This window comes from Acuticoccus sediminis (genome assembly GCF_003258595.1).
In the GTDB taxonomy this organism is placed as follows: Bacteria; Pseudomonadota; Alphaproteobacteria; order Rhizobiales; family Amorphaceae; genus Acuticoccus; species Acuticoccus sediminis.
In genome coordinates this window covers 361,252-381,741 of record NZ_QHHQ01000001.1, presented here as the reverse complement: position 1 = coordinate 381,741, position 20,490 = coordinate 361,252, and the positions used below count along the sequence as shown (strand labels likewise).

Here is a 20,490-nt window from a genome sequence, read left to right as displayed (position 1 = left end):
CGCTCAGTAGTCCGGCACCGTCACCTCGAACTTGATCGAGGCGTAGTAGTCGGCGAGGTCGCGGATGTCCTCGTCGCTGAGGGACTGGGCGATGATCGACATCTGCTGATGCTGCCGCTCGCCGGAGCGGAAGGCGCGAAGCTGCGCCATCAGGTAGATCTCGCTCTCGCCGGCGATGTGCGGCACCTCCGGGTTCTTCCCGATGCCGTCGAGACCGTGACAGACCTGGCACATCGCGGCCTTCTCCCGCCCGGCCGCCGGATCCGCCGACGCCGCGCCCGCCGCCCAGATCGACACCGCGGCGATCGCCGCGGCGGTTGCAACACGTTTCATGGGGTTCGCCTCTGTGAGCGGCCGCGCCCGGTCGGACGCGGCCGTCGTCGCCTATTCGCCGTAGGAGATGCGGTAGATCGCGCCGGCGAGGTCGTCCGAGACGAGGATCGAGCCGTCACGCAGCTCGGCGATGTCGACCGGACGGCCGAGATACTCGCCGCTCTTCGTCAGCCAGCCCTCCGCGAACGGCTTGGAGACGGCCGTGCCCTCCTCGTCGATGGTCGTCACCATGATGCGCGCGCCGACCGGCGTCGTGCGGTTCCACGAGCCGTGCTGCGCGGAGAAGATCGCGCCCTTGTACTCGTTGGGGAACATGCTGCCGTTGTAGAACTCCATACCGAGGTCGGCCGCGTGCGCGGTCATCTCGACGGCCGGCATCACGGCGTCCGCCGGCGGCTCCTCGCCCTTGTACTCGTTGGTGCGGATCGACCCGCCCCCGTACCACGGGAAGCCGAAGTTCTGGCCCGCCGCCGTCTGGTGGTTGAGCTCGCCCGGCGGGATGTCGTCGCCCATGCCGTCGACCTGGTTGTCGGTGAACCAGAGGTCGCCGGTGTCGGGGTCGAAGTCCATGCCGACGGAATTGCGCACGCCGGTGGTGTAGACCTCGCGGCCGGTGCCGTCGGTGTTGAGGCGGACGATCCCGCCGATCCCGTACTTCTTGTAGAGGTCGAGCTTGTCCTCCGCCGGCACGTTGAAGGGCTGGCCGAGCGTGATGTAGAGCTTGCCGTCCGGACCGATCTTGCAGACACGGGCGGTGTGGTTGAAGCTCTCCTCGGATGCGGGGATGAGGTCGCCCTGCTTCACGACGTTGAACGCCGCGACGTCGGGGCTCTCATAGAAGAACTCCGCCGCGGGGAAGACCAGCACGCGGTTCTGCTCGGCGATGTAGAGGAACCCATCCGGCGAGAAGCACGGGCCATTGGGGATCGTGAAGGCGAGCGACGGGGCGAAGTCCTTCACCTCGTCGGCGACGCGGTCCTTGTCACGGTCCGTCACCGCCCAGACCTTGGTCTTGCGGGTGCCGACGAAGGTGACGATGCCCTGCGGACCGACGGTCATGTGGCGCGCGTCGGGGACGATGGCGTAGAGCTCGATCTTGAAGCCCTCGGGGAGGGTGATGTTCTCCAGAATCGCGCGCAGGTTGTCCGCTTTCTTGCCGCCCTGCTCGATGACCGTAAAGTCGGTCACGCCAGTGCTCTGGAAATTCGACAGTTTTTCCAAATTGTCAGGCACGGGCGCCTGGGCGAGGGCGGTCGTCGCGAAAAGAGTTGCTGCAACGGTTGTGAAAATCGACCGAACCATTCTCAACTATCCTCCCGTCCCGCTCTATGTGGCGGAGACTTATTGTTCTGTATCGACGGCATGCCATGTGCCGACATACAGGCAAGCAGTAGATTGCGGCAAAATCGCAGACAATTAAGCGTTTCGTCTAATATTCTTGCGCGAGAGTTTGTGTTCCGGGCCGCTTGCGATTCAATCGCACGCGATCACATATGGGATCATGACCAAGCCGACCCCTCATCCCACGACCTCCTCCGCTCCGGCGGTGCCGCCGGCGCTCGAGGGGCTGCTGTGCTACTCCGTCTACGCGACGGGGCTCGCGCTGAACCGAGCCTACAAGCCGCTGCTTGACAAGCTCGGGCTGACCTACCCGCAGTATCTCGTCATGCTGCTGCTCCAGGGCGGGCCGCAGACGATGGGGCAGCTCGCCCAGTCGCTCTCGCTGGAGTCGAACACGCTCACCCCGCTGGTCAAGCGCCTCGAGGCCGCGGGCTTCGTCACGCGCCACCGCGACACGGGTGACGAGCGCGTGGTGCGCGTGGCGCTGACCGACATCGGCCGGGCGCGCGCCGGGGAGGCGGCCTGCGTTCCGGAGACGATGCTGAAGGCCATGGGCCTCTCCGCCGAGGAGATCGACACTCTCTCCAGGGCGCTGGAGCGCGTGCGCGAGAACCTCACCGCCCACGAAGGGGCGTAACGCCCGCCGACCGTCCGCCGCCGAGTATCCGACGCCCCGGCCCGGTACGACCGGCTTCGGGCGTCCCGCCGGATGGCCGGCGCATCCCGCTCTTGCCCGCCGGCTGATCCCGGCGCCCTGCGAGGGCCGAACACGGCCGGCAGGCATCCCGCCTGCGCCAAAGTCGGCCGTTTCCCCGCGATCCGCTTCATCCCATAGATTGTCGTCTCACCGATCGTCCGGCCGGACGGCCGCGCTGGCGGCGTTCGTTGCGGCCTTCGGGCCGGCAGACGCCGCCGCTCGCCCGGAGGCACGCGCATGCACGCCGGGACGTCGTCAGCGCCCGCATCGGCCATTCACGAACGCGTGATGAGGGCTGGAAGATTTTCTACGCATCACGATTATATCGTGCACGATCAAATCGCGCACTAATGAAAGGCAAGAGCCATGTCGACCTCCTTCGCCAAGATCACCCGTGCCGCCGCCATCTCCGCCGTCGCCCTCGGCACGGCCCAGGCCGTGGCCGGTCCGCTGGAGCCCCAGACGCAGGCCTTCATCGACAGCCTCGCCGGCGCACCCGGCATCTACACCCTCGCGCCCGACGACGCCCGCGCCGTGCTCGCCGGCGCCCAGTCCGGCACGCCGATCGCCGTCCCCGGCACGATCAGCGAGGACCGCACCCTCGCCCTCGGCCCCACGGGCGAGACGAAGATCCGCGTCACCCGGCCCGAGGCGGCCGAGGGAACGCTCCCGGTCGTCGTCTACATGCACGGCGGCGGCTGGGTCCTCGGCGACGCCGACACCCACGAACGGCTCGTCCGGGAACTCGCCCTCGGCTCCGGCGCGGTCTTCGTCTTCGTCGACTACGAGCGCTCGCCCGAGGTGCGCTACCCGGTGGCGATCGAGCAGGGCTACGCGGTGCTCCGGTACGTCGCCGAGCATCCGGGCGAATTCGGGGCCGACGGCAGCCGCATCGCGGTCGCGGGCGACAGCGTCGGCGGCAACATGGCCGCCGTCCTCGCCCTCCTCGCCAAGGAGCGCGGCGGTCCGGACCTCGTCGCCCAGGCCCTCTTCTACCCGGTCACCGACGCCTCCATGCAGACCGGGTCCTACACCGAGTTCGCCGACGGTCCGTGGCTGACGAAGAACGCCATGGCCTGGTTCTGGGACCAGTACCTTCCCGACGTCGACGCCCGCGCCGACCGGCACGTCTCGCCCCTCAACGCCACGTCGGAGGAGCTCTCGGGCCTGCCGCAGGCGCTGGTGATCGTCGACGAGAACGACGTCCTGCGGGACGAGGGCGAGGCCTACGCCCGCAATCTCGCCGCCGCCGGGGTGACCGTCAGCGCGGTGCGCTACAACGGCACGATCCACGACTTCATGCTGCTGAACCCGATCGCGCAGACGCCCGCGGTCCGTGCCGCGGTGGCACAGGCGGGCGACTGGCTCGCCGCCCGCTTCGCCGACTGACGCGTCGGCCCGGAAGGAGAGAAGGAGGGAAGGGCGCCCGTAGGGGCGCCCTTTTTCGTGTCAGGCCCGCCGCAGCATGACCGGGAGGACCGCGATCAGCAGCAGCAGGCGGAAGATGTGGTGCGTCGCCACGTAGACGGGGTCGTAGCCGAGCGCCAGGGCCATCGCGCCCATCCCCTCGACACCGCCGGGCGCGAAAGAGACCCAGACCTGCCCGAACGGCAGCCCCAGCACCTCCGCGACGCCGATGCTGACGACCCCCGACAGGCCGACCGCGATGCCGGCCGAGATGAGTCCGGCGAGCAGGAGGTGCCGCAGCGTCTGGCGGTCCAGCCGCCCGAACCGCTCGCCGATGACGGCGCCCGCCAGCGAGAAGCCGATGAAGGTGAGGATCGCCGACGGGCGCCCCTCCACCAGCCCGACCCCGTGCGCGATGCCGCTGGTGACGACCCCCGCGAGCAGGAACGCCGCCGGCACCCTGATGCGGCCGAACAGGATGCCGACGCCGAAGGCCAGCGCGATCAGGAGGATGCTCGGCAGCAGCGTCAGCACCGGCATGGCGGCGACCGCGGGGTGAGGCATCCCGGTGGTGGCGTCGATCTCGGCGATCAGGGGCGGCAGGACGATGGTGATGAGGAGGAGCCGCAGGCTCTGCAGCGTCATCACCGTCTGCGTGTCGGGCCTGGCCGAGCCGCCGCTCACCGACAGCGACAGCGCGTAGGACATGGCCCCCGGGGAGGTGGCGAGGATCGCCGTCGGCCGGTCGATCCCGAAGCCGCGGCGCAGGATGTATCCGGACACGGTCATGACGATGACGATCGTCACCGTGAGCGCCGCGAGGCTGAGGGGGAAGCGGGCGAGGTCCGACAGCAGATGCGGCGTCACGCCGGACCCGAGCGTCACGCCGATGGTCGCGAAGGCCGTGTCCCGCAGCGTCTGCGGGACACGGGGGCCGAGCTTGGCGAGGGCGACCGCCGTCACCGCCAGGGTCGAGCCGATCAGCGCCCCGGCCGGGACGCCGAGCACCAGGCAGAGCGCCGCGCCCGCCAGAGCGGGCACGAGCGCGACGAGGATGCCCCGCATTCCCTACGCCTGGGTGGCGGGGCTATCCCCCTCGGCGAGGGCCGAGGCCCGGCGCCGCGAGGCGAGGATCGGCAGAACCACGACCAGGATCGCGAGGACGTAGAGAACGACCGCGTTCCACGATTCCACCAGGATCAGCCAGTCGCCGCCGGAGATCGACAGCGCCCGCCGCAGGTTGTCCTCGAACAGCGAGCCGAGGACGAAGCCCAGGATCACCGGGGCAAGGGAGTAGTTCAGTTTGCGCATGATCCAGCCGAATACACCCAGAGCCGTGATCATGAACAGATCGTGCGGGTTGGACACGACCGAGTAGACGCCGATGAACGCCAGCACGCCGATCAGCGGGGTCAGGTACTGCTGCGGGATGGTCAGCATCCGGGCGAAGAGGCCCACCAGCGGCAGGTTGATGATGATCAGCGCGATGTTGCCGATGTACATCGAGGCGATGAGGCCCCACGCGATCTCCGGCCGCTGGGTGAACATCAGCGGGCCCGGCGTCACGTTGAAGAGGAGCAGCGCGCCGAGCAGGATCGCCGTCGTGCCCGAGCCCGGGATGCCGAGCGTCAGCATCGGCACCATGGCGCCGCCGGCCGCCGCGTTGTTGGCCGCCTCCGGCGCGGCGAGGCCGCGGATGTCGCCGGTACCGAGCAGGTGCCCGTCCTTCGCGACGCGCTTCTCGGTGCCGTAGGCGACGGCCGACGCGACGGACGCGCCCGTCCCCGGCAGGATGCCGATGAAGAAGCCGATGATGGCCGAGCGCAGGATCGTCCACTTCACGCGCATGAGGTCGGACATCGACACGAAGCTCTTGTCGATCTTCAGCGCCTTCAGCGTGCCGGCGGCCTGATGCTCGACCAGCGTGATGAGCTCGGCCATGCCGAAGAGGCCGATGACGACGACCAGGAAGTCGATGCCGGCGAGTATGTCCGGGACGCCGAACGTGTAGCGCTCGACGCCGGTGTTGGCGTCGATGCCGACGGAGGCGAGGATCAGGCCGATCACGGCGCCGAACAGCGTCTTCACCGGGTTCGAGCCCACCAGCGAGGCGAGCGAGGCGAACGCGAACACCATCAGCGCGACGTAGTCGGACGGCGAGAAGGTGACCGCGTAGGAGGCGAGCGCCGGACCGAAGGCCGTCAGCAGCACCACCGCGAATGTTCCTCCGACGAACGAGGCGATGGCCGAGAGCGAGAGGGCGCGGCCCGCCTCGCCCTTCTTGGCCATCGGGTTGCCGTCGAGCGTGGTCATGACGGCGCCCGCGTCGCCCGGCACGTTGAGGAGGATCGAGGAGATGCGGCCGCCGTACTCGGCGCCGTAGTAGATGCCGGCGAGCAGGATGATCGCCGACTCCGGCGGCAGGCCGAAGCCGTAGGCGATCGGCAGCAGGATGGCGACGCCGTTGATCGGGCCGATGCCCGGCAAGGCGCCGATCAGCGTGCCGCAGAAGCAGCCCGCCAGCACGAGGAAGAGGTTGAGCGGGGCGAGGGCGGTGGCGAAGCCTTGGCCGAGGCCCGTGATGATCGCGTCCATGGATGCGGCCTCGTTACAGGTACGCGGCGAAGACGCCGGCGGGCAGGTTGAGCTCGAGCACGCGCGTGCAGAGGAAGAAGCCGACGACGCCGGTCGCCGCGCCGAAGCCGAGCGCCGGGAGGATGCGTGCGCCCAGCATCAGCGAGAGCAGGCTGCAGAAGGCGAAGGTCGCGACGATGAACCCCGCGGGGCGGAACAGCTCGGCATAGCCGAACAGCAGCACGACGAGGATGGCGAGACGGCCCCAGGTCGGCAGCTTGAGGCCGAAGCTGGCGACTTCGGGGCGCGCGAACAGGTAGCCGGAGCACAGGAGTGCCACGATGCCGAGGAGCTGCGGCCAGGACTCCGGTCCGAGCGGATCGTATTGGAACGGGGCCTTGATGGCCGTGAATGCGATGTAGGTGTAACCGAGCGCGACCAGGAAGAGGACGCCGGCGAACAGCCTGTCGACCATAACGGTGATGCCTTCGCGTGAGAGGGCCGGGGCGGACGCGGCGGACGCGGCGCGGCCCCGGGGCGGATGAGGCGACGCCTAGAGCGCCGGCGGGCAGGCCGCCGGCGCTCTATCAGGTGCCGCCAGGGCGGGACCGGGCGGTCAGTTGATGAGCCCGGCCTCCTTCGCGATGTTGCGCATCCGCTCCACGCGCTTCAGCATCTCGGCGCTCATCTCCTCGCCGGCGAGGGCGACCGGCTGCAGGCCCTGGCCCGTCACCGTCTTCTTCCACTCGTCGGTCCCGTAGGCCTTCTCGAAGGCGGAGACCCAGGCGTTGTACGCCTCGTCGGAGACGTTCTTGCCCATGTAGTAGCCGCGGATGATCGGCCACACGGCCTCCTTGTAGCCGAGCTCGACCGTGGTCGGCGTGTCGGCGAAGGGGGCGGGGAGACGCTCGTCGTTCATCACGGCGAGAACTCGGATCGTGCCGGCGTCCATCATCGAGACGATCTCGCCGACGTCGCCGGTGTAGACCTGGATGGAGCCGCCGAGGAGGCCGGCCATGGCGTCACCGCCGCCGTCGAACGCGACGTAGCGCATCTTGCGCGGGTCGATCCCTTCGGCGCGAACGAGGAGGGCGGCCTTCATCCAGTCCTGCGAGCCGACCGAGCCGCCGGCGCCGAGCACCACGCCCGCCGGATTCTCCTTGAGGGCGGCGAGCACGTCGCCGAGGGACTTGAACGGGCTGTCGGCCTTCACGATGATCGCGCCGTAGTCCTGGCCGGCGGTCGCCGTGAACTTCACGTCGTCCTCGTTCCACTGGCCGTACTTGCCGATCGCCATGTTGAGGAGCGAGCCGGACGAGAACGCGACGATGGCGTTCGGGTCGTCGGTGCGGTTGGTGTTGAACTGGTTGATCGCCACGGCGCCGATGCCGCCGGGCATGAAGGTCACCTGCACCGGCTGCTCGATGATGCCCTTGAGGCCGGACTGGGCGATGCGGCAGGTGAGGTCGAAGCCGCCGCCGGGCTTGGCGGGCGCCACGCACTCGGGCTTATCGATCGCGATCTCTTGCGCGAAACCGGAACCGGCGAACATCAGGGACACGACGGCCGCGGATGTCAGTGTTATCATGCGCATGGTAAGGTTTTCCTCCAGTGGTTCCACGGAACCGGCGCGTTTCTTGTGAAGCGAGCAGCCGGGGGCTCGGCGCGGATGCCGAGACCGCTGTCGATGCATCGCTGGTATTCGTATATCACAGGGCTGACACGACGTTGACCGGGGCCTGACACCAAGCTGACAGCGTTCAGCACCCTCAGGAGGAAGAGTCGCGATACGACACGTTAGACGCGTAGGCTCCCGGCCGCCCACCGGCGGGGGGCGAGACTGATGCGTATCCTGCTGGTCGAGGACACCGCCGAGCTCGCCGAGAGCATCCGCGAGCGGCTGACCGCCGAGGGGCACGCGGTGGACGTGGAGGGTGACGGCTCCAGCGCCGACTCGCTGCTGACGCACGCCGTGTTCGACCTCGTCATCCTCGACGTCCACCTGCCGGGCCTCTCCGGCTTCGACGTGCTGTCGCGGATGCGGGTTCGGGGAAACACGACGCCGGTCCTCATCCTCACCGCCCGCTCGGAGGTGGACGACCGCGTCACCGGGCTCGACGTCGGTGCCGACGACTACATGGTGAAGCCCGTCGACTTCCGCGAGCTGGCGGCGCGCTGCAGGGCGATCGTGCGGCGGCGGTCGGGCGCGGCCTCGAACCGCTTCAGCGCCGGCAACTTCGTGTTCGACCGCTCGGCCCGCCGCGCCAGCATCGAGGACCGCGACCTGGAACTCCGCCCGCGCGAGATCCAGGCGCTGGAGCTCTTCCTCGCCAACCTCGACCGAGTGATGACGAAGGAGGAGGTGGCCGACCGCATCTACACCTTCGACGAGGCGCCGAGCCTCAACGCGGTCGAGCAGACCCTGACGCGCCTGCGCCGCAAGCTGACCGACACGCCGGTGAGGATCCGCACCATCCGCGGCCTCGGCTATATCGCGAGCATCGCCGATGGCTAGCGCGGCTCCCGCGCCGGACCGCCCCGCCCAGGTCCCGCCAGAGCCGCGCCCCTATTCGCTGAAGCGCCGGCTCGCGGTGGGGGCGTCGACCCTCTTCGCGCTCATCATCGCGGTGCTGTCGATCGGGCTGTGGCGCTATTCGCAGAGCGCGGCCGACCGGACCTACGACCTCATCCTCTCCGGCGCGGCGATCTCCATCGGCGAGCGGATCGCGCTGACGCCGGAAGGACTGGAGATCGACCTGCCGACCTCCGCGTTCGAGATCCTGGCGCTCGCGCCCAACGACCGCGTCTTCTACCGGATCGTCGGCGAGGGCGGCGTGACGCTGACGGGCGACGCCGACCTCCCGGGCCTCGACCAGCCGCCGGAGGACGGGACGCGCGGCGCCATCGCGCTCAGCGACGGCCGCTACGACGGCGAGCCGGTCCGCCTCGCGACGAGCTGGCTGGAGCTGCCGGGCCTCACCGAGCGGACGCTGATCGGCGTCGCGGTCGGCCAGACGACCCTGGCGCGGCGGGCGATGCGCAACGACCTCTTCCTGAAGGGGCTCATCCCGCTGGCGGCGGTGGCGGCGGCCGGGCTTTTCGCGGTGCGCACGGGCGTCTCGCTCGCCATCCGCCCGCTGGTCGACATCGAGCGGGACATCCGCGCGCGGGCGCCCAACGACCTCTCGCCCCTCACCATCGCGCCGCCGCGCGAGTCGGACGCTCTGGTCGGCGCGATCAACGACTTCATGCGGCGCCTCGGCGCGAGCCGCGACAACGCGCAGAGCTTCATCGCCGACGTCGCCCACCAGCTCCGCACCGCGCTCTTCGGCGTGGAGGGCGCGCTGGCGCTGCAGCGTTCGGTGTCGTCGGACGAGCAGCTCGAGCGCGGACGCGAGCGGGTGCGCCGGACGATCCACCTCACCAACCAGCTCCTGTCCCACGCCATGGTGATCCACCGCGCCGACAGCCCCGTCGAGGCCGAGGTGGACGTCGCGGCCCTCTTCCGCCGCGTGCTTGAGGACACGCTGCGCGGTGGCATTCCGGACACGATCACGCTCGGCGTCGAGACCGAGCCGGGCACCGAGGGCGTGTGCATCGCCGGGGATCCGGTGGCGCTGCGCGAGGCGCTGCGCAACCTCGTCGACAATGCCGTGCGCCACGGGCCGGCGGACAACACCATCGTCCTGCGCCTCGCGACGGCCGAGATCGGCGGCCGTCCGGCGCTGGAGCTCATCGTCGCCGATCAGGGGCCGGGCATTCCGGAGGCCGACAAGGCGGTCGTCACCGAGCGCTTCGTGACGCGCGACGACCGGGGCGGGTCCGGGCTGGGCCTCGCGATCGTGGCGGCGGTGGCGCGCAGCCATGGCGGGCGGCTCGTCCTGCGCGACGCCGGGGGCGGCGGGCTCGAGGCGGCGCTGGTCGTGCCGCGCACCGCGCCCGCGACGGCCCGGGCGAAGGCCTGAGCGATGGGGCGCCTTCTCGTCCTTGCCGTGCTCGCGGCGGTGATCGGACTCGCCGGATGCCGGGAGGAGCGCCGGATCCTGAAGATCTGGAGCGCCACCGACGCCGTGGCGATGCAGGACCTCCTCGACGACTTCGGCAGGCGGAACCCGGACATCACGATCCAGTACACCGAGTTCAACACCAGCGAGCTGCACGCGGCCGTGCTGGCGGCGGAGGCACGGTCGGACGTGCCGCGCCCGGACGTCGTCATCTCTTCTGCGATGGACCTGCAGGTCGACCTCGTGAACCACGGGCTCGCCGAGCCGATCGACGTCTCCACCAAGGGGCCGGACTGGGCGAACTGGCGCGGCGAGCTCTTCGGCTTCACCGCCGAGCCGGTCGCCGTGGTCTACAACGTCGCAGCGTTCGAGGGGCGCGCGCTGCCGCAGAGCCGCTCCGAGCTTGCCAGCATGATCCGCGACGACCCTGCCTTCTTCGACGGGCGCGTCGCCACCTACGACATCACCCGCTCGGGCGTCGGCTATATGTTCGCGACGCAGGACGCAGTGCGCGGCTACCAGTCCACCCGCCTTGTCGAGACCCTGGGCCGGGCCCGCTCGCAGACGTTCTGCTGCACCGGCGAGATGATCGCCGCCGTCGCGTCGGGTCAGGCGCGGCTCGCCTACAACGTGATCGGCTCCTATGCGCAGGCGCTGGTCCAGGACGACCCGCGCCTCGCGCTGCACTTCCTGTCCGACTACACGCTGGTCTTCGCCCGCTCGGCCTTCGTGCCGCACTGGACCGGGGCGCCGCAGGCGGCGACCCGCTTCGTCGACTACCTGATCTCGCCCGCCGGGCAGGGGAAGATCGCCGAGGGCTCCCAGCTCCTGCCGCTGTCGGCGGTGTCGGGCGGCGGGGCCGCGGGTGAGCCGAACACGTCGCTGTCGCCCATCAGGATGAGCCCCGGCCTCCTCACCTTCCTCGACAAGCTGAAGAAGGAGCGGTTCCTGCGCGACTGGCGCCGTTCGCTCTTCCGCGAGGTCCCCTGATCCGCGGCCGCCCCGGCGCAGGTCAGCCGAGGAGGGCGCGGAGGACGACGAACACCAGCGCCGAGAGGAGCGCGGTCGCCGGAACGGTGATCACCCAGGCGGCGATGATGGTCATGAAATGGGAGCGCCGGACGAGCTTGCGGCGGCGCCGCTCCTCGGCGGCGTGGTCCTTGGACCTCTTGTGCTTGTCGGCGCGGCGGGTGCGGCGGCCCTCGTCCCACTCGCGGAAGAAGCCGACGCCGAAGACGCCGCCGACGGCGATGTGCGTGGAACTGACCGGCAGCCCGAGCCACGAGGCGACGATCACCGTGATCGCAGCGGACAGGGCAACGCAGTAGGCCCGCATCGGATTCAGCTTGGTGATCTGGTCGCCCACCATCCGGATCAGCTTCGGCCCGAACAGGAAGAGGCCGAGCGAGATGCCGAACGCGCCGATCACCATCACCCACGGCGGGATCGCCACCTTGTCGGCGACGTCGCCGGCGAGCGACACGTGGACGATCGCGGCGAGCGGCCCGACCGCGTTGGCGACGTCGTTCGCACCGTGCGCGAACGACAGGAGCGCCGCGGAGACGACGAGCGGCAGGCCGAACAGCGCCTTCAGCGATCGCTTGCGGTTCTCCAGCCCGACCGCGCGGCGGCGGATCACCGGCACGCTGATGGCGTAACAGGCGAGGCCGACTGCGAGGCCGATCAGGACGGCGCCGCCGAGGTCGATGTGGACGACGCGCTTCAGTCCCTTGAGGGCGATGTAGGCCGCGAAGGTGCCGGCCATGACCCCGACCAGCACCGGCACCCAGACCTTCGCCGCGCCGATGAGGTCGCGCCGCTTGACGATCCGCCAGTCGATGAAGGCGAGGAAGAGCGCGGCGATCGTCCCGCCGAGGAAGGGGGAGATGACCCAGCTCGCGGCGATGGTGCCCATCATCGGCCAGTCGACCGCCGAGAAGCCGGCCGCGACGATCCCCGCCCCGACGACTCCGCCGACGACGGCGTGGGTGGTCGACACCGGCGCGCCGATGACCGTCGCGATGTTGACCCACACCGCCGACGACAGCAGCGCGGCCATCATCGCCCAGACGAACACCTGCGGCGAGGCGGCGGCGGACGGGTCGACGATGCCCTTGGAGATGGTGCCGATCACGTCGCCGCCCGCGAGCAGCGCGCCGGCGCTCTCGAACACCGCCGCCACCAGGAGCGCTCCGCCCATGGTGAGGACGCGCGCGCCGACCGCGGGGCCCATGTTGTTGGCGACGTCGTTCGCCCCGATGTTCAGCGCCATGTAGGCGCCGAGCCCCGCGGCGAGGACGATCATGATCGGCGTCTGGTCGAGCTGGACGAAGAGGGCGGCGCCCGTTGCGGCGAGCACGATGAAGGCGAGCGCGACGGTCGGCGCCAGGAGGGGGCGACCGACCGACTGCGTCGCGTACTCGACCGACCCGATGCGCTTCAGGTCTTTGTCGAGATTCTTCCAACGCGTCCGGCTGTCCTCGAGGGCCACGGGGGTACCTTTTCGTCTTGTTCTGGAGCTGGGGCCGATGCGGGCGCCAGCCCCGAGGCTGGCGGCCCGTGGCTGCGTCAGGCTGGTTTCTGGGCGCGCAGGATCGTCTTGAGGCCGTGTTCCGCCACCATGTCGGCGGCATCGCCGGGCGCGACCCAGACCAGCTTGCGCTGGCCGCGTTCGGGGTAGTCCCTGGTCATCTCGTGCACGTCGACACGGAAGACCAGCACGTCGCACGGCAGGACCAGCCCGCCGTCATTATGCTTCTCGCTGGTATATTGGCCGACGGGGGACGGGTGGGTCGTGGCGCGCTTCACGCCCGCCTCTTCCCAGGCTTCGCGCAGCGCCGTTCCCGCCGCGTCGGTCCCCTTCTCGGGCCAACCCTTGGGCAGGATCCAGCGCCCGGTGCCGCGGCTGGTGATCAGCAGGACCTCGCGCCCGCCATCACCGTTGCGCAGACAGAGGGCCGCGACCTGCAGGCGGCGGGGACGCTTGACGAGCGGAAGCAGCACCTCGTCGCGGGCGAACTTCAAAAGCGTTTTAACCAAGTCCCTTCCCTCAAATGTTGGCCCGGCGCGGTCCTCCGGCTGCCTCGTTCGAGCGGCATCGACAGTCGATGCCGCTCGCGCGGCGCCAGTGTTCGCGACCGAATTGCATTGTCAGATCGTCCGCGGCCGCCGGAGCGTTCGCCGCCATGGAGACGTTTCCATGATTTGTTAAAAAAGCCCCGAAGCCGTGTCGATCGTCCCTCAGTATCAGGCCGTCGCCGGCCGAGCGCGTGTCCTTCTCACAATTGTCGCCGCCCGACGCAATACCCGCCCCGGCTGGCGGGCAGGCTTGCGCCGCTCAGGTGGCGACGGCGGGTCTGCCCTCGGCGCGCCGCCAGGCGATGGCGGCGATCGTGATGATCAGGAACTCCGCGCACAGCATGATGGCGACGCTGGAGGTCCACCCCCACCGCTGAAACGCGAAGCCCGGCAGAACGGCACCGAGGGCACCGCCGCCGTAGTAGAATGCAAGGTAGAGGCCCGCAGCGGCGGAGCGACCCTCGACCGCGTTCGCGCCGACGAACCGCGTCGTGGCCGACTGGCACACGAAGGTGCCGAGGCACAGGAGCACGAGCCCCAGCGCGATGACCCACAGCGGCGTCGCCAGCAGGCACAGCCCACCGATCACCGCGATCCCCGCCGCGATCATCACCGCGATGCGCGGGCCCAGCGTGTCGATCAGCCGCCCCGACACCGCGAGCAGGATCACGCCGACGAGGTAGGAGCAGAACAGCCAGGACAGCGCGCCCGGCCCGAGACTCCAGGGCGGTTCGGCGAGGTGGAAGTTGACGTAGGTGAACGCCGTCACCATCGCGAAGAGGATGCAGAAGCCGACGACGAAGGCCGACAGCAGCATCGGGTCGGCGAGGTGGCGCGGCATCTGCGCGATGGCGCGGCCGAGGCGCGTGTCCGTCGCGCTCTGGCGCGAGGCCGGCAGCGTCAGCGCCACGACGACGGCACAGACCACGTTCGCCGCGCCGAGCACGAGGAAGGCCATGTGCCAGTCCCCGAACTCGGCCGCGACGCCGCCGATCACCCGGCCGATGAACCCGCCGACGATGTTGGAGCTGATGTAGTAGGTCGTCGCGCGGCCGCGTTGGCCGGGCGGCCACTCCTCCGAGGCGTAGGCGAGGGCCGCGGCGAACGCCGCCGGGATGAAGAGCCCCTGTGCGAACCGCAATACGATCAGCATCGAGATGGAATCGGCGAAGGCGCACAGGAGCGTCGGCAGCGCGACGCCGGCGAGCGCCACCAGGATCACCGGCCGCCGCCCCCAAGCGTCGGATGCCGCGCCGGCGAAGGGGCCGACCAGTGCGACCGCGAGCGCCGTCGCGGTGACGGTCGTCGCGGCGACGGCGGCGCTCACCCCGAACGCATCGCGCAGGAGCGGCAGCACCGGCTGCGGCGCGTAGAGGTTCAGCATCGCGCCGAACCCCGTCACCACGAGGGCGAGCGTCCGGCGTTGGGAGAGGGTCATGGGCGGTTCATTCGTCGGTTCGCCGGCCGTCGGGCCGCCACGGGAGCCGGGCATGGGCCGGCGTGTGGCGCTTTGACACGGTGCCCGCGGCGGCGGCGCGCGAGATCGTCTGCGAGGGCGGGATCAATGGGGCGATTCACGAGTTTCGCATACAGAACGCCGTCGCCGGACGGGCTTCAAGGCGGGATGATGGGCATCCGCTGGTGAGGTTCGCGCCAACGGCGGGCAGACGTGTCATGGTCGGGCCTCGCGGGCGATCCGACCCGGGAGCGTCGCGGACCGCTGGCAGTTCCAGTCGATGGCAGCGGTATCGCCGTCCTCCGCCGCCGCGCGGGCGGAAGGGCGGACGCCGATCCGCGTGCTATGGCAGTTATGTCAGCCCATATATTATGGTGGTCAATTATTTGTGAGTGGAGGCCGTTTCCGTTGGAAGACATTTGGGGCGAGCGGAAGAACCCCACCGCCTTGGTGTTCGAGCGATTTCAGCAGAACTGGCCGGAAATGCGAACGCCCGCCATGGCGCTCGCCATCATGATCCAACGCCTCGCCCGCCTCATCCGCGAGAGTGCGCGCGCCTCTCTCGAGCCCTTCGACATCTCGCTGACCGAATTCGAGGCCATGGCCGCGCTCCGCAGCCACCCGGCGCCCCACCGCGTCATGCCGTCCGCACTCTACGACACGCTGCTGATCACTTCCGGCGGGCTCACCAAGGTCCTGAAAGGCCTCGAGACCCGCGGGCTGATCCACCGCCCGCTGGCCGAGGGCGACGGGCGCCTCCGCCCGGTGGAGCTGACGGCGAAGGGAATCGTCACCGTCGAGGCCGCGATGCGCGCCGTTCAGGCCGCCGATGCGCGGCTTCTGCGGGACGGCCTCGGCGGTGACGGCGAGTTCGACCGGTTCGTCGGCTCGCTCACGAACCTCCTCGCCTGCGCCGAGGACCGGCGTCCCCGCCACGAATGACGTTGCGGTCCGCCAGCGGGACGCGCCGCCGTCCCAACCGTGGCGTCGTTTCACACGAAACTATCTTGCTAGTCAGATAATTTGATCTAGCTGTGGTGAAGCCTCACGCGACGGAACGGTCGCGGGCGGGGTGTGTTGGGTCGGTGCGTCTTTCGCGCCTCGCGCGAAAGTGCCGGCCGTTCGTGGTTCTCCTCCGCTGCCTCACCGGAGCGCCACGCAGTCACAAGGATCGAGGTGCATGACTCCGACGCGTCGACGCCAGCGGCTCACCGCCCTGACGGTGGGACTTCTTACGCTTCTGCCATGCGCCATGGATCCCGGCGACGTCCGCGCCCAGCCGATGCCGCCTGGCGGCATGGGGGCGCCTGGGCCGCGCGAAGTGGGTGTCATCGAGATGAAGCGTGAGGAGGTGCCCTACGTCGTCACCGTCCCCGGTCGCGCGGTCGCCTACGAGCAGGTGGACATCCGCCCGCGCGTCGGCGGCATCGTCTCGGAGGTGGTCTATACCGCCGGCCGGCCGGTGAAGGTCGGCGACCTCCTGTTCCGCATCGAGGACGAGACCTACGCCGCCGAGGTCGCCGCGGACGAGGCCGCCGTGAAGAGCGCCGAGGCGCAGCTCTCGGCCAAGAAGGCGCAGGTCGAGCGTTACACCCGCCTCGAAGGTACCGGCGTCACGCGCGCGGACGTGCAGACCGCCGAGGTCGAGGTCGCGGAGGCCGAGGCGACCCTCGGCACGGCCAGGGCGGACCTGCGCCTGTCGCGCCTCAACCTCGAGCGCACCGAGATCACCAGCCCGATCGAGGGCGTTCCCTCGGTCCCCAACGTCTCCGTCGGCGCGGTCGTCACCGCGAACCAGAGCGACGCGCTGACGACGGTGACGCGGATCGACCCGATCTACGTCGACGTCGCCGAGTCGAGCGCCCGCATCGGCCGGGTCCGCGCCAGCATCGATTCTGGCACGCTGACGATGGGCGAGCACCTCGACCTGCATCTCACGCTGGAGAACGGAGAGGCCTACGACCGGGTCGGCGAGATCGTCTCCCCCGGCGTCCTCGTCTCGACCACCACCGGCACGACCGACATCCGCGTGCGCTTCCCCAATCCGGACCGGCTGATCATGCCCGGCCAGTTCCTGCGCGTGGACGCCGTGCTCGGAACCACCGAGGCCAACCTCGTCCCGCAGGGCGCGACGTCGCGCACCGCCGAGGGCCTGCTCACCGCCTTCGTGGCGCGCGACGGCAAGGCTGCCCGCGTCACGCTGACCACCACCGGCTCCTACAAGAACGCCTGGATCGTGACCGACGGCATCGCGGTCGGCGACGAGCTGATCGTCGACGGGCTCACCAACCTGCTGCCCGGCGCCGAGGTGACGACGGTCCCCGTGACGATCTCGGACGACGGGGTCGTCAGCGACGCGCTGCCGGCCACGGGCGAGGGCGCGTCCTCGCCCGTGGCCGGGCCCGGCGCGGCCGGCGCGTCGGCAACGCGGTCGGGGCGCTGAGGCATGGGCCAGTTCTTCGTCGGCCGGCCCGTCTTCGCGTGGGTCATCGCCATCGTCACGATGCTGGCGGGGGCGTTCGCGCTCACCTCGCTCCCGGTGTCGCAATATCCGGAGATCGCGCCGACCACCGTGCGCATCAGTGCCACCTACCCGGGGGCGACGGCCTCGGCGGTGGAGAACTCGGTCACGCGTGAGATCGAGGACCGGCTGACCGGCCTCGACGGGCTCCTGTACATGGTGTCCAACTCGCGCGAGGGCTCCTCCTCCATCACGCTCACCTTCGACGACAGCGTCAGCGGGTCGGAGGCGGAGAACGACGTCCAGACCCTGGTCCGGCAGGCCGAGTCGCAGCTTCCGGACGCGGTGCAGCAGCAGGGCGTCAACGTCTCCCGCTCCACCTCGTCGATCCTGATGGTCGGCGCGCTGGTCGCGACCGACGGGGACTATACGACGGCCGCCCTCGGCAACATCGTCGAGACCACGGTCGAGAACGAGATCCTGCGCACGGAAGGCGTCGGCGACCTCAACGTCTTCGGTTCCGGCTACGCGATGCGCATCTGGCTGAAGCCGCTGGCGCTCGCGCGCTACCAGCTGACGCCGACCGACGTCGTGCAGGCGGTCCAGGCGCAGAACACCACCGTCTCGGTGGGGTCGCTCGGCAGCCAGCCGACGACCCGCGGCCAGCAGTTCACCGCGACCGTCACGGCGCAGAGCCAGCTCACCGGCGTGGCCGAGTTCGAGGCGATCCTCCTGAAGTCCGACGAGGGCGGCGGCGCCGTCTACCTCGCCGACGTCGCCGATATCGAGATCGGCCAGGAGGACTACGGCGGATCATCCCGTTTCAACGGGCTGCCGGCGGCGGGCTTCGGCGTGAACCTCGCGACCGGGGCGAACGCCACCGACACGGCCGCCCGCGTGCGCGCCACGATGGACCGGCTCGAGTCGACGCTGCCGACCGGGGTGGAGTTCCGCGTCGCCTACGACACCTCGCCCTTCGTCGAGCGGTCGATCAATCAGGTCTACCACACGCTGATCGAGGCGGTGGTGCTGGTGGTGCTGGTGCTGGTCGTCTTCCTGCAGTCCTGGCGGGCGACGCTGATCCCGCTGATCGCGGTGCCCGTCGTCCTCCTCGGCACCTTCGCGGTGCTGTCGGTGGCGGGCTACTCCATCAACACGCTGACGATGTTCGCGATGGTTCTCGCCATCGGCCTCCTCGTCGACGACGCGATCGTCGTCGTGGAGAACGTCGAGCGGCTGATGCGCGAGAAGGGGCTGTCGCCCGTCGAGGCGACGCGCCAGTCGATGGGCGAGATCGCCTCGGCGCTGATCGGCATCGCGGTGGTGCTCTCGGCGGTGTTCCTGCCGATGGCGTTCTTCGGCGGCTCCACCGGCGTCATCTACCGTCAGTTCTCGCTGACGATGGTGACGGCGATGGTCCTGTCGCTGCTCGTCGCCATCATTCTGACGCCGGCGATGTGCGCGAGCATCCTGCGCAAAAAGAACGGCCGCGAGATCCTGCCGGCGCGCCTCTTCAACCGCGGCTTCGACGCGGCGGCGGAGGGCTACGCGGGGCTGGTTCGCCGCACCGCCGGGCGGCCCTTCCTCGCGCTCCTCGTGCTCGCCGGCATCCTTCTCGGCGCCTACACGATCTTCGAGCGGATGACGTCCTCGTTCCTGCCGACCGAGGACCAGGGCATGCTGATGGCGATGGTGACGCTCCCCGAGGGGGCGACGACGCAGCAGACCGCGGCGGTCGTCTCCAAGGTGGAGGAGACGCTCCTCGCCGACGACGCGGTGCAGTCGGCCTTCGCCTCCCTCGGCTTCTCCTTCGGGGGTTCCGGGCAGAACAGGGCGATGCTCTTCGTCAGCCTCAAGGACTTCGACGAGCGCAGCGGGTCCGACATGGCGGCGTCCGCGGTGGCGCTGCGCGCCAACAAGGCGCTCGCCGGGATCCGCTCCGGGCAGGTGTTCGTCATGCAGCCGCCGGCGGTGCCCGGGCTCGGCAACATGGGCGGCTTCTCGATGTACCTGGTCGACCAGTCCGGCGCCGGGTCCGAGTCGCTGACGGCGGCGGCCGAGAGCCTCGTCGAGGCGGCACGCGGCGATCAGCGGCTCCAGAACGTGCGCACCGACGGGACCAACGAGGAGAGCGCCCTGCGCCTCATCATCGACCAGCGCAAGGCGGAGAGCTTCGGGCTCACCCTGTCGGACATCAACGCGATGCTGACGACGATCTTCGCCAGCAGCAACGTCAACGACTTCCTGCTCGGGGCGAGCCTGCGCCCCGTGATCGTCCAGGGCGCCGCGCGGTTCCGGATGCAGCCGGAGGACATCGACGAGTGGTACGCCCGGAACGCGGACGGCGAGATGGTGCCCTTCAGCGCCTTCATGACGACGAAGTGGGAACCGGTGGCGCCGAGCCTCACCCGCTTCGACGGGTCGTCCGCCATCGAGATCCAGGGCGACGCGGGGCCGGGCGCATCCTCCGGCGTGGCGATGGAGGCGATGGAGGAGCTCGTCGCCGATCTGCCGGGCGGATACGGCGCCGCCTGGACCGGGCTCTCCTATCAGGAGCGCCAGTCGGGCAGCCAGGCGCCGCTCCTCTACGCGATGTCGGCGCTGGTCGTCTTCCTGTCCCTCGCCGCGCTCTACGAGAGCTGGTCCATCCCGTTCGCGGTGATGCTGGGCGTGCCCGTCGGCATCCTCGGCGCCCTCGCGGCGGCTTGGCTCATGGGCCAGAACAACGACGTCTACTTCAAGGTCGGCATGCTGACGACGATCGGTCTCGCCGCGCGCAACGCCATCCTGATCGTGGAGTTCGCCGAGCACCTGAGGGCGGAGGGGGAGGAGCTTCTCGACGCCGCCGTCCGGGCGGCCCGGCTGCGCCTGCGGCCGATCATGATGACGGCGCTGACCTTCATCCTCGGCGTCGCGCCGCTGGCGGTGGCGACCGGGGCGGGCGCGGCGGCGCAGAACGCCATCGGCATCGGCGTCATCGGCGGCATGATCGCCTCGACCTTCATCGGCATCTTCATGGTTCCGGCGGCCTACGTGATGGTGCGGCGTCTGACCGCCCTCTGGACCCGCCGGCCCGCCGAAGAGCCGGTCTGACGGTCGCGCCGCGGGGTTCGGCCGCGCCGTGCCCCGCGGCCGGTCC

Annotated in this window: 17 protein-coding genes; 8 read left to right on the top strand and 9 right to left on the bottom strand. The window is 70.0% G+C overall.

Translation table 11 applies throughout. From position 1 onward, the window contains the following. Positions 1-3: 3 nt before the first annotated feature. Positions 4-333, bottom strand: coding sequence for a c-type cytochrome (locus tag DLJ53_RS01565; protein ID WP_111341732.1), 330 nt, complete (start codon positions 331-333; stop codon positions 4-6). A 51-nt stretch (positions 334-384) separates the two neighbouring features. Then, the gene (locus DLJ53_RS01560; protein WP_111341731.1) at positions 385-1,635 is read right to left on the bottom strand and encodes a PQQ-dependent sugar dehydrogenase; all 1,251 of its coding nucleotides are present in this window, start codon (positions 1,633-1,635) and stop codon (positions 385-387) included. A 199-nt stretch (positions 1,636-1,834) separates the two neighbouring features. Between DLJ53_RS01560 and DLJ53_RS01555 the strand changes: the two genes are divergently transcribed. After that, positions 1,835-2,311 (top strand): MarR family winged helix-turn-helix transcriptional regulator, encoded by a 477-nt coding sequence (locus tag DLJ53_RS01555; protein ID WP_111341729.1) that lies wholly within the window; start codon positions 1,835-1,837, stop codon positions 2,309-2,311. A gap of 426 nt (positions 2,312-2,737) precedes the next feature. Next, the gene (locus tag DLJ53_RS01550) at positions 2,738-3,760 is read left to right on the top strand and encodes an alpha/beta hydrolase (RefSeq protein ID WP_111341727.1); all 1,023 of its coding nucleotides are present in this window, start codon (positions 2,738-2,740) and stop codon (positions 3,758-3,760) included. A 60-nt stretch (positions 3,761-3,820) separates the two neighbouring features. Here DLJ53_RS01550 and DLJ53_RS01545 read toward each other — a convergent pair whose 3' ends face one another. The 4 genes from DLJ53_RS01545 to DLJ53_RS01530 form a co-directional block, all read right to left on the bottom strand. After that, complete coding sequence (locus tag DLJ53_RS01545; protein WP_111341726.1) at positions 3,821-4,843, bottom strand: AbrB family transcriptional regulator; 1,023 nt, start codon at positions 4,841-4,843, stop codon at positions 3,821-3,823. A 3-nt stretch (positions 4,844-4,846) separates the two neighbouring features. Continuing rightward, positions 4,847-6,373, bottom strand: coding sequence for a tripartite tricarboxylate transporter permease (locus tag DLJ53_RS01540; RefSeq protein ID WP_111341725.1), 1,527 nt, complete (start codon positions 6,371-6,373; stop codon positions 4,847-4,849). Between the two features lie 13 nt (positions 6,374-6,386). Then, complete coding sequence (locus DLJ53_RS01535) at positions 6,387-6,827, bottom strand: tripartite tricarboxylate transporter TctB family protein (RefSeq protein ID WP_111341723.1); 441 nt, start codon at positions 6,825-6,827, stop codon at positions 6,387-6,389. A 141-nt stretch (positions 6,828-6,968) separates the two neighbouring features. Then, the gene (locus DLJ53_RS01530; protein ID WP_244934977.1) at positions 6,969-7,940 is read right to left on the bottom strand and encodes a Bug family tripartite tricarboxylate transporter substrate binding protein; all 972 of its coding nucleotides are present in this window, start codon (positions 7,938-7,940) and stop codon (positions 6,969-6,971) included. 255 nt (positions 7,941-8,195) lie between these two features. Between DLJ53_RS01530 and DLJ53_RS01525 the strand changes: the two genes are divergently transcribed. From DLJ53_RS01525 to DLJ53_RS01515, 3 genes are read left to right on the top strand one after another with little or no spacing between them, the layout of a single operon-like run. Further along, entirely contained in the window at positions 8,196-8,867 is a 672-nt protein-coding gene (locus DLJ53_RS01525; protein ID WP_111341720.1) for a response regulator transcription factor, read from the top strand. Beyond that, positions 8,860-10,317: a sensor histidine kinase gene (locus DLJ53_RS01520; RefSeq protein ID WP_111341718.1), complete on the top strand. Its 1,458-nt coding sequence runs from the start codon at positions 8,860-8,862 to the stop codon at positions 10,315-10,317. Before DLJ53_RS01525 ends, DLJ53_RS01520 begins: the two co-directional genes overlap by 8 nt. Before the next feature lie 3 nt (positions 10,318-10,320). Beyond that, positions 10,321-11,346, top strand: coding sequence for an ABC transporter substrate-binding protein (locus tag DLJ53_RS01515; RefSeq protein ID WP_111341716.1), 1,026 nt, complete (start codon positions 10,321-10,323; stop codon positions 11,344-11,346). 22 nt (positions 11,347-11,368) lie between these two features. Here DLJ53_RS01515 and DLJ53_RS01510 read toward each other — a convergent pair whose 3' ends face one another. The 3 genes from DLJ53_RS01510 to DLJ53_RS01500 all read right to left on the bottom strand — a co-directional run bounded on the left by DLJ53_RS01510 (position 11,369) and on the right by DLJ53_RS01500 (position 14,872). Next, on the bottom strand, positions 11,369-12,847 hold the full coding sequence (locus DLJ53_RS01510; protein WP_111341715.1) for an inorganic phosphate transporter: 1,479 nt from the start codon (positions 12,845-12,847) through the stop codon (positions 11,369-11,371). A 77-nt stretch (positions 12,848-12,924) separates the two neighbouring features. Further along, the gene (locus DLJ53_RS01505) at positions 12,925-13,395 is read right to left on the bottom strand and encodes an NUDIX hydrolase (protein ID WP_111341713.1); all 471 of its coding nucleotides are present in this window, start codon (positions 13,393-13,395) and stop codon (positions 12,925-12,927) included. Between the two features lie 298 nt (positions 13,396-13,693). Continuing rightward, a complete protein-coding gene (locus tag DLJ53_RS01500; RefSeq protein WP_162408759.1) occupies positions 13,694-14,872 on the bottom strand; it encodes an MFS transporter in 1,179 nt (392 codons plus the stop codon). 426 nt (positions 14,873-15,298) lie between these two features. Here DLJ53_RS01500 and DLJ53_RS01495 point away from each other — a divergent pair, with 426 nt between their 5' ends. From DLJ53_RS01495 to DLJ53_RS01485, 3 genes are all read left to right on the top strand, one after another. Then, positions 15,299-15,832: a MarR family winged helix-turn-helix transcriptional regulator gene (locus DLJ53_RS01495; RefSeq protein ID WP_146619856.1), complete on the top strand. Its 534-nt coding sequence runs from the start codon at positions 15,299-15,301 to the stop codon at positions 15,830-15,832. 238 nt (positions 15,833-16,070) lie between these two features. Beyond that, on the top strand, positions 16,071-17,333 hold the full coding sequence (locus DLJ53_RS01490; RefSeq protein WP_211100533.1) for an efflux RND transporter periplasmic adaptor subunit: 1,263 nt from the start codon (positions 16,071-16,073) through the stop codon (positions 17,331-17,333). 3 nt (positions 17,334-17,336) lie between these two features. Then, positions 17,337-20,444 carry an efflux RND transporter permease subunit gene (locus DLJ53_RS01485; protein WP_111341708.1) on the top strand — a complete coding sequence of 1,036 codons (3,108 nt, stop codon included), beginning with the start codon at positions 17,337-17,339 and terminating at the stop codon, positions 20,442-20,444. Positions 20,445-20,490 lie beyond the last annotated feature (46 nt).

Bases quoted from the DNA above. Each gene is read 5' to 3' on its own strand.
- DLJ53_RS01565 (WP_111341732.1), bottom strand. From the start codon at position 333: ATGAAACGTGTTGCAACCGCCGCGGCGATCGCCGCGGTGTCGATCTGG.
- DLJ53_RS01560 (WP_111341731.1), bottom strand. From the start codon at position 1,635: ATGGTTCGGTCGATTTTCACAACCGTTGCAGCAACTCTTTTCGCGACG.
- DLJ53_RS01555 (WP_111341729.1), top strand. From the start codon at position 1,835: ATGACCAAGCCGACCCCTCATCCCACGACCTCCTCCGCTCCGGCGGTG.
- DLJ53_RS01550 (WP_111341727.1), top strand. From the start codon at position 2,738: ATGTCGACCTCCTTCGCCAAGATCACCCGTGCCGCCGCCATCTCCGCC.
- DLJ53_RS01545 (WP_111341726.1), bottom strand. From the start codon at position 4,843: ATGCGGGGCATCCTCGTCGCGCTCGTGCCCGCTCTGGCGGGCGCGGCG.
- DLJ53_RS01540 (WP_111341725.1), bottom strand. From the start codon at position 6,373: ATGGACGCGATCATCACGGGCCTCGGCCAAGGCTTCGCCACCGCCCTC.
- DLJ53_RS01535 (WP_111341723.1), bottom strand. From the start codon at position 6,827: ATGGTCGACAGGCTGTTCGCCGGCGTCCTCTTCCTGGTCGCGCTCGGT.
- DLJ53_RS01530 (WP_244934977.1), bottom strand. From the start codon at position 7,940: ATGATAACACTGACATCCGCGGCCGTCGTGTCCCTGATGTTCGCCGGT.
- DLJ53_RS01525 (WP_111341720.1), top strand. From the start codon at position 8,196: ATGCGTATCCTGCTGGTCGAGGACACCGCCGAGCTCGCCGAGAGCATC.
- DLJ53_RS01520 (WP_111341718.1), top strand. From the start codon at position 8,860: ATGGCTAGCGCGGCTCCCGCGCCGGACCGCCCCGCCCAGGTCCCGCCA.
- DLJ53_RS01515 (WP_111341716.1), top strand. From the start codon at position 10,321: ATGGGGCGCCTTCTCGTCCTTGCCGTGCTCGCGGCGGTGATCGGACTC.
- DLJ53_RS01500 (WP_162408759.1), bottom strand. From the start codon at position 14,872: ATGACCCTCTCCCAACGCCGGACGCTCGCCCTCGTGGTGACGGGGTTC.
- DLJ53_RS01490 (WP_211100533.1), top strand. From the start codon at position 16,071: ATGACTCCGACGCGTCGACGCCAGCGGCTCACCGCCCTGACGGTGGGA.
- DLJ53_RS01485 (WP_111341708.1), top strand. From the start codon at position 17,337: ATGGGCCAGTTCTTCGTCGGCCGGCCCGTCTTCGCGTGGGTCATCGCC.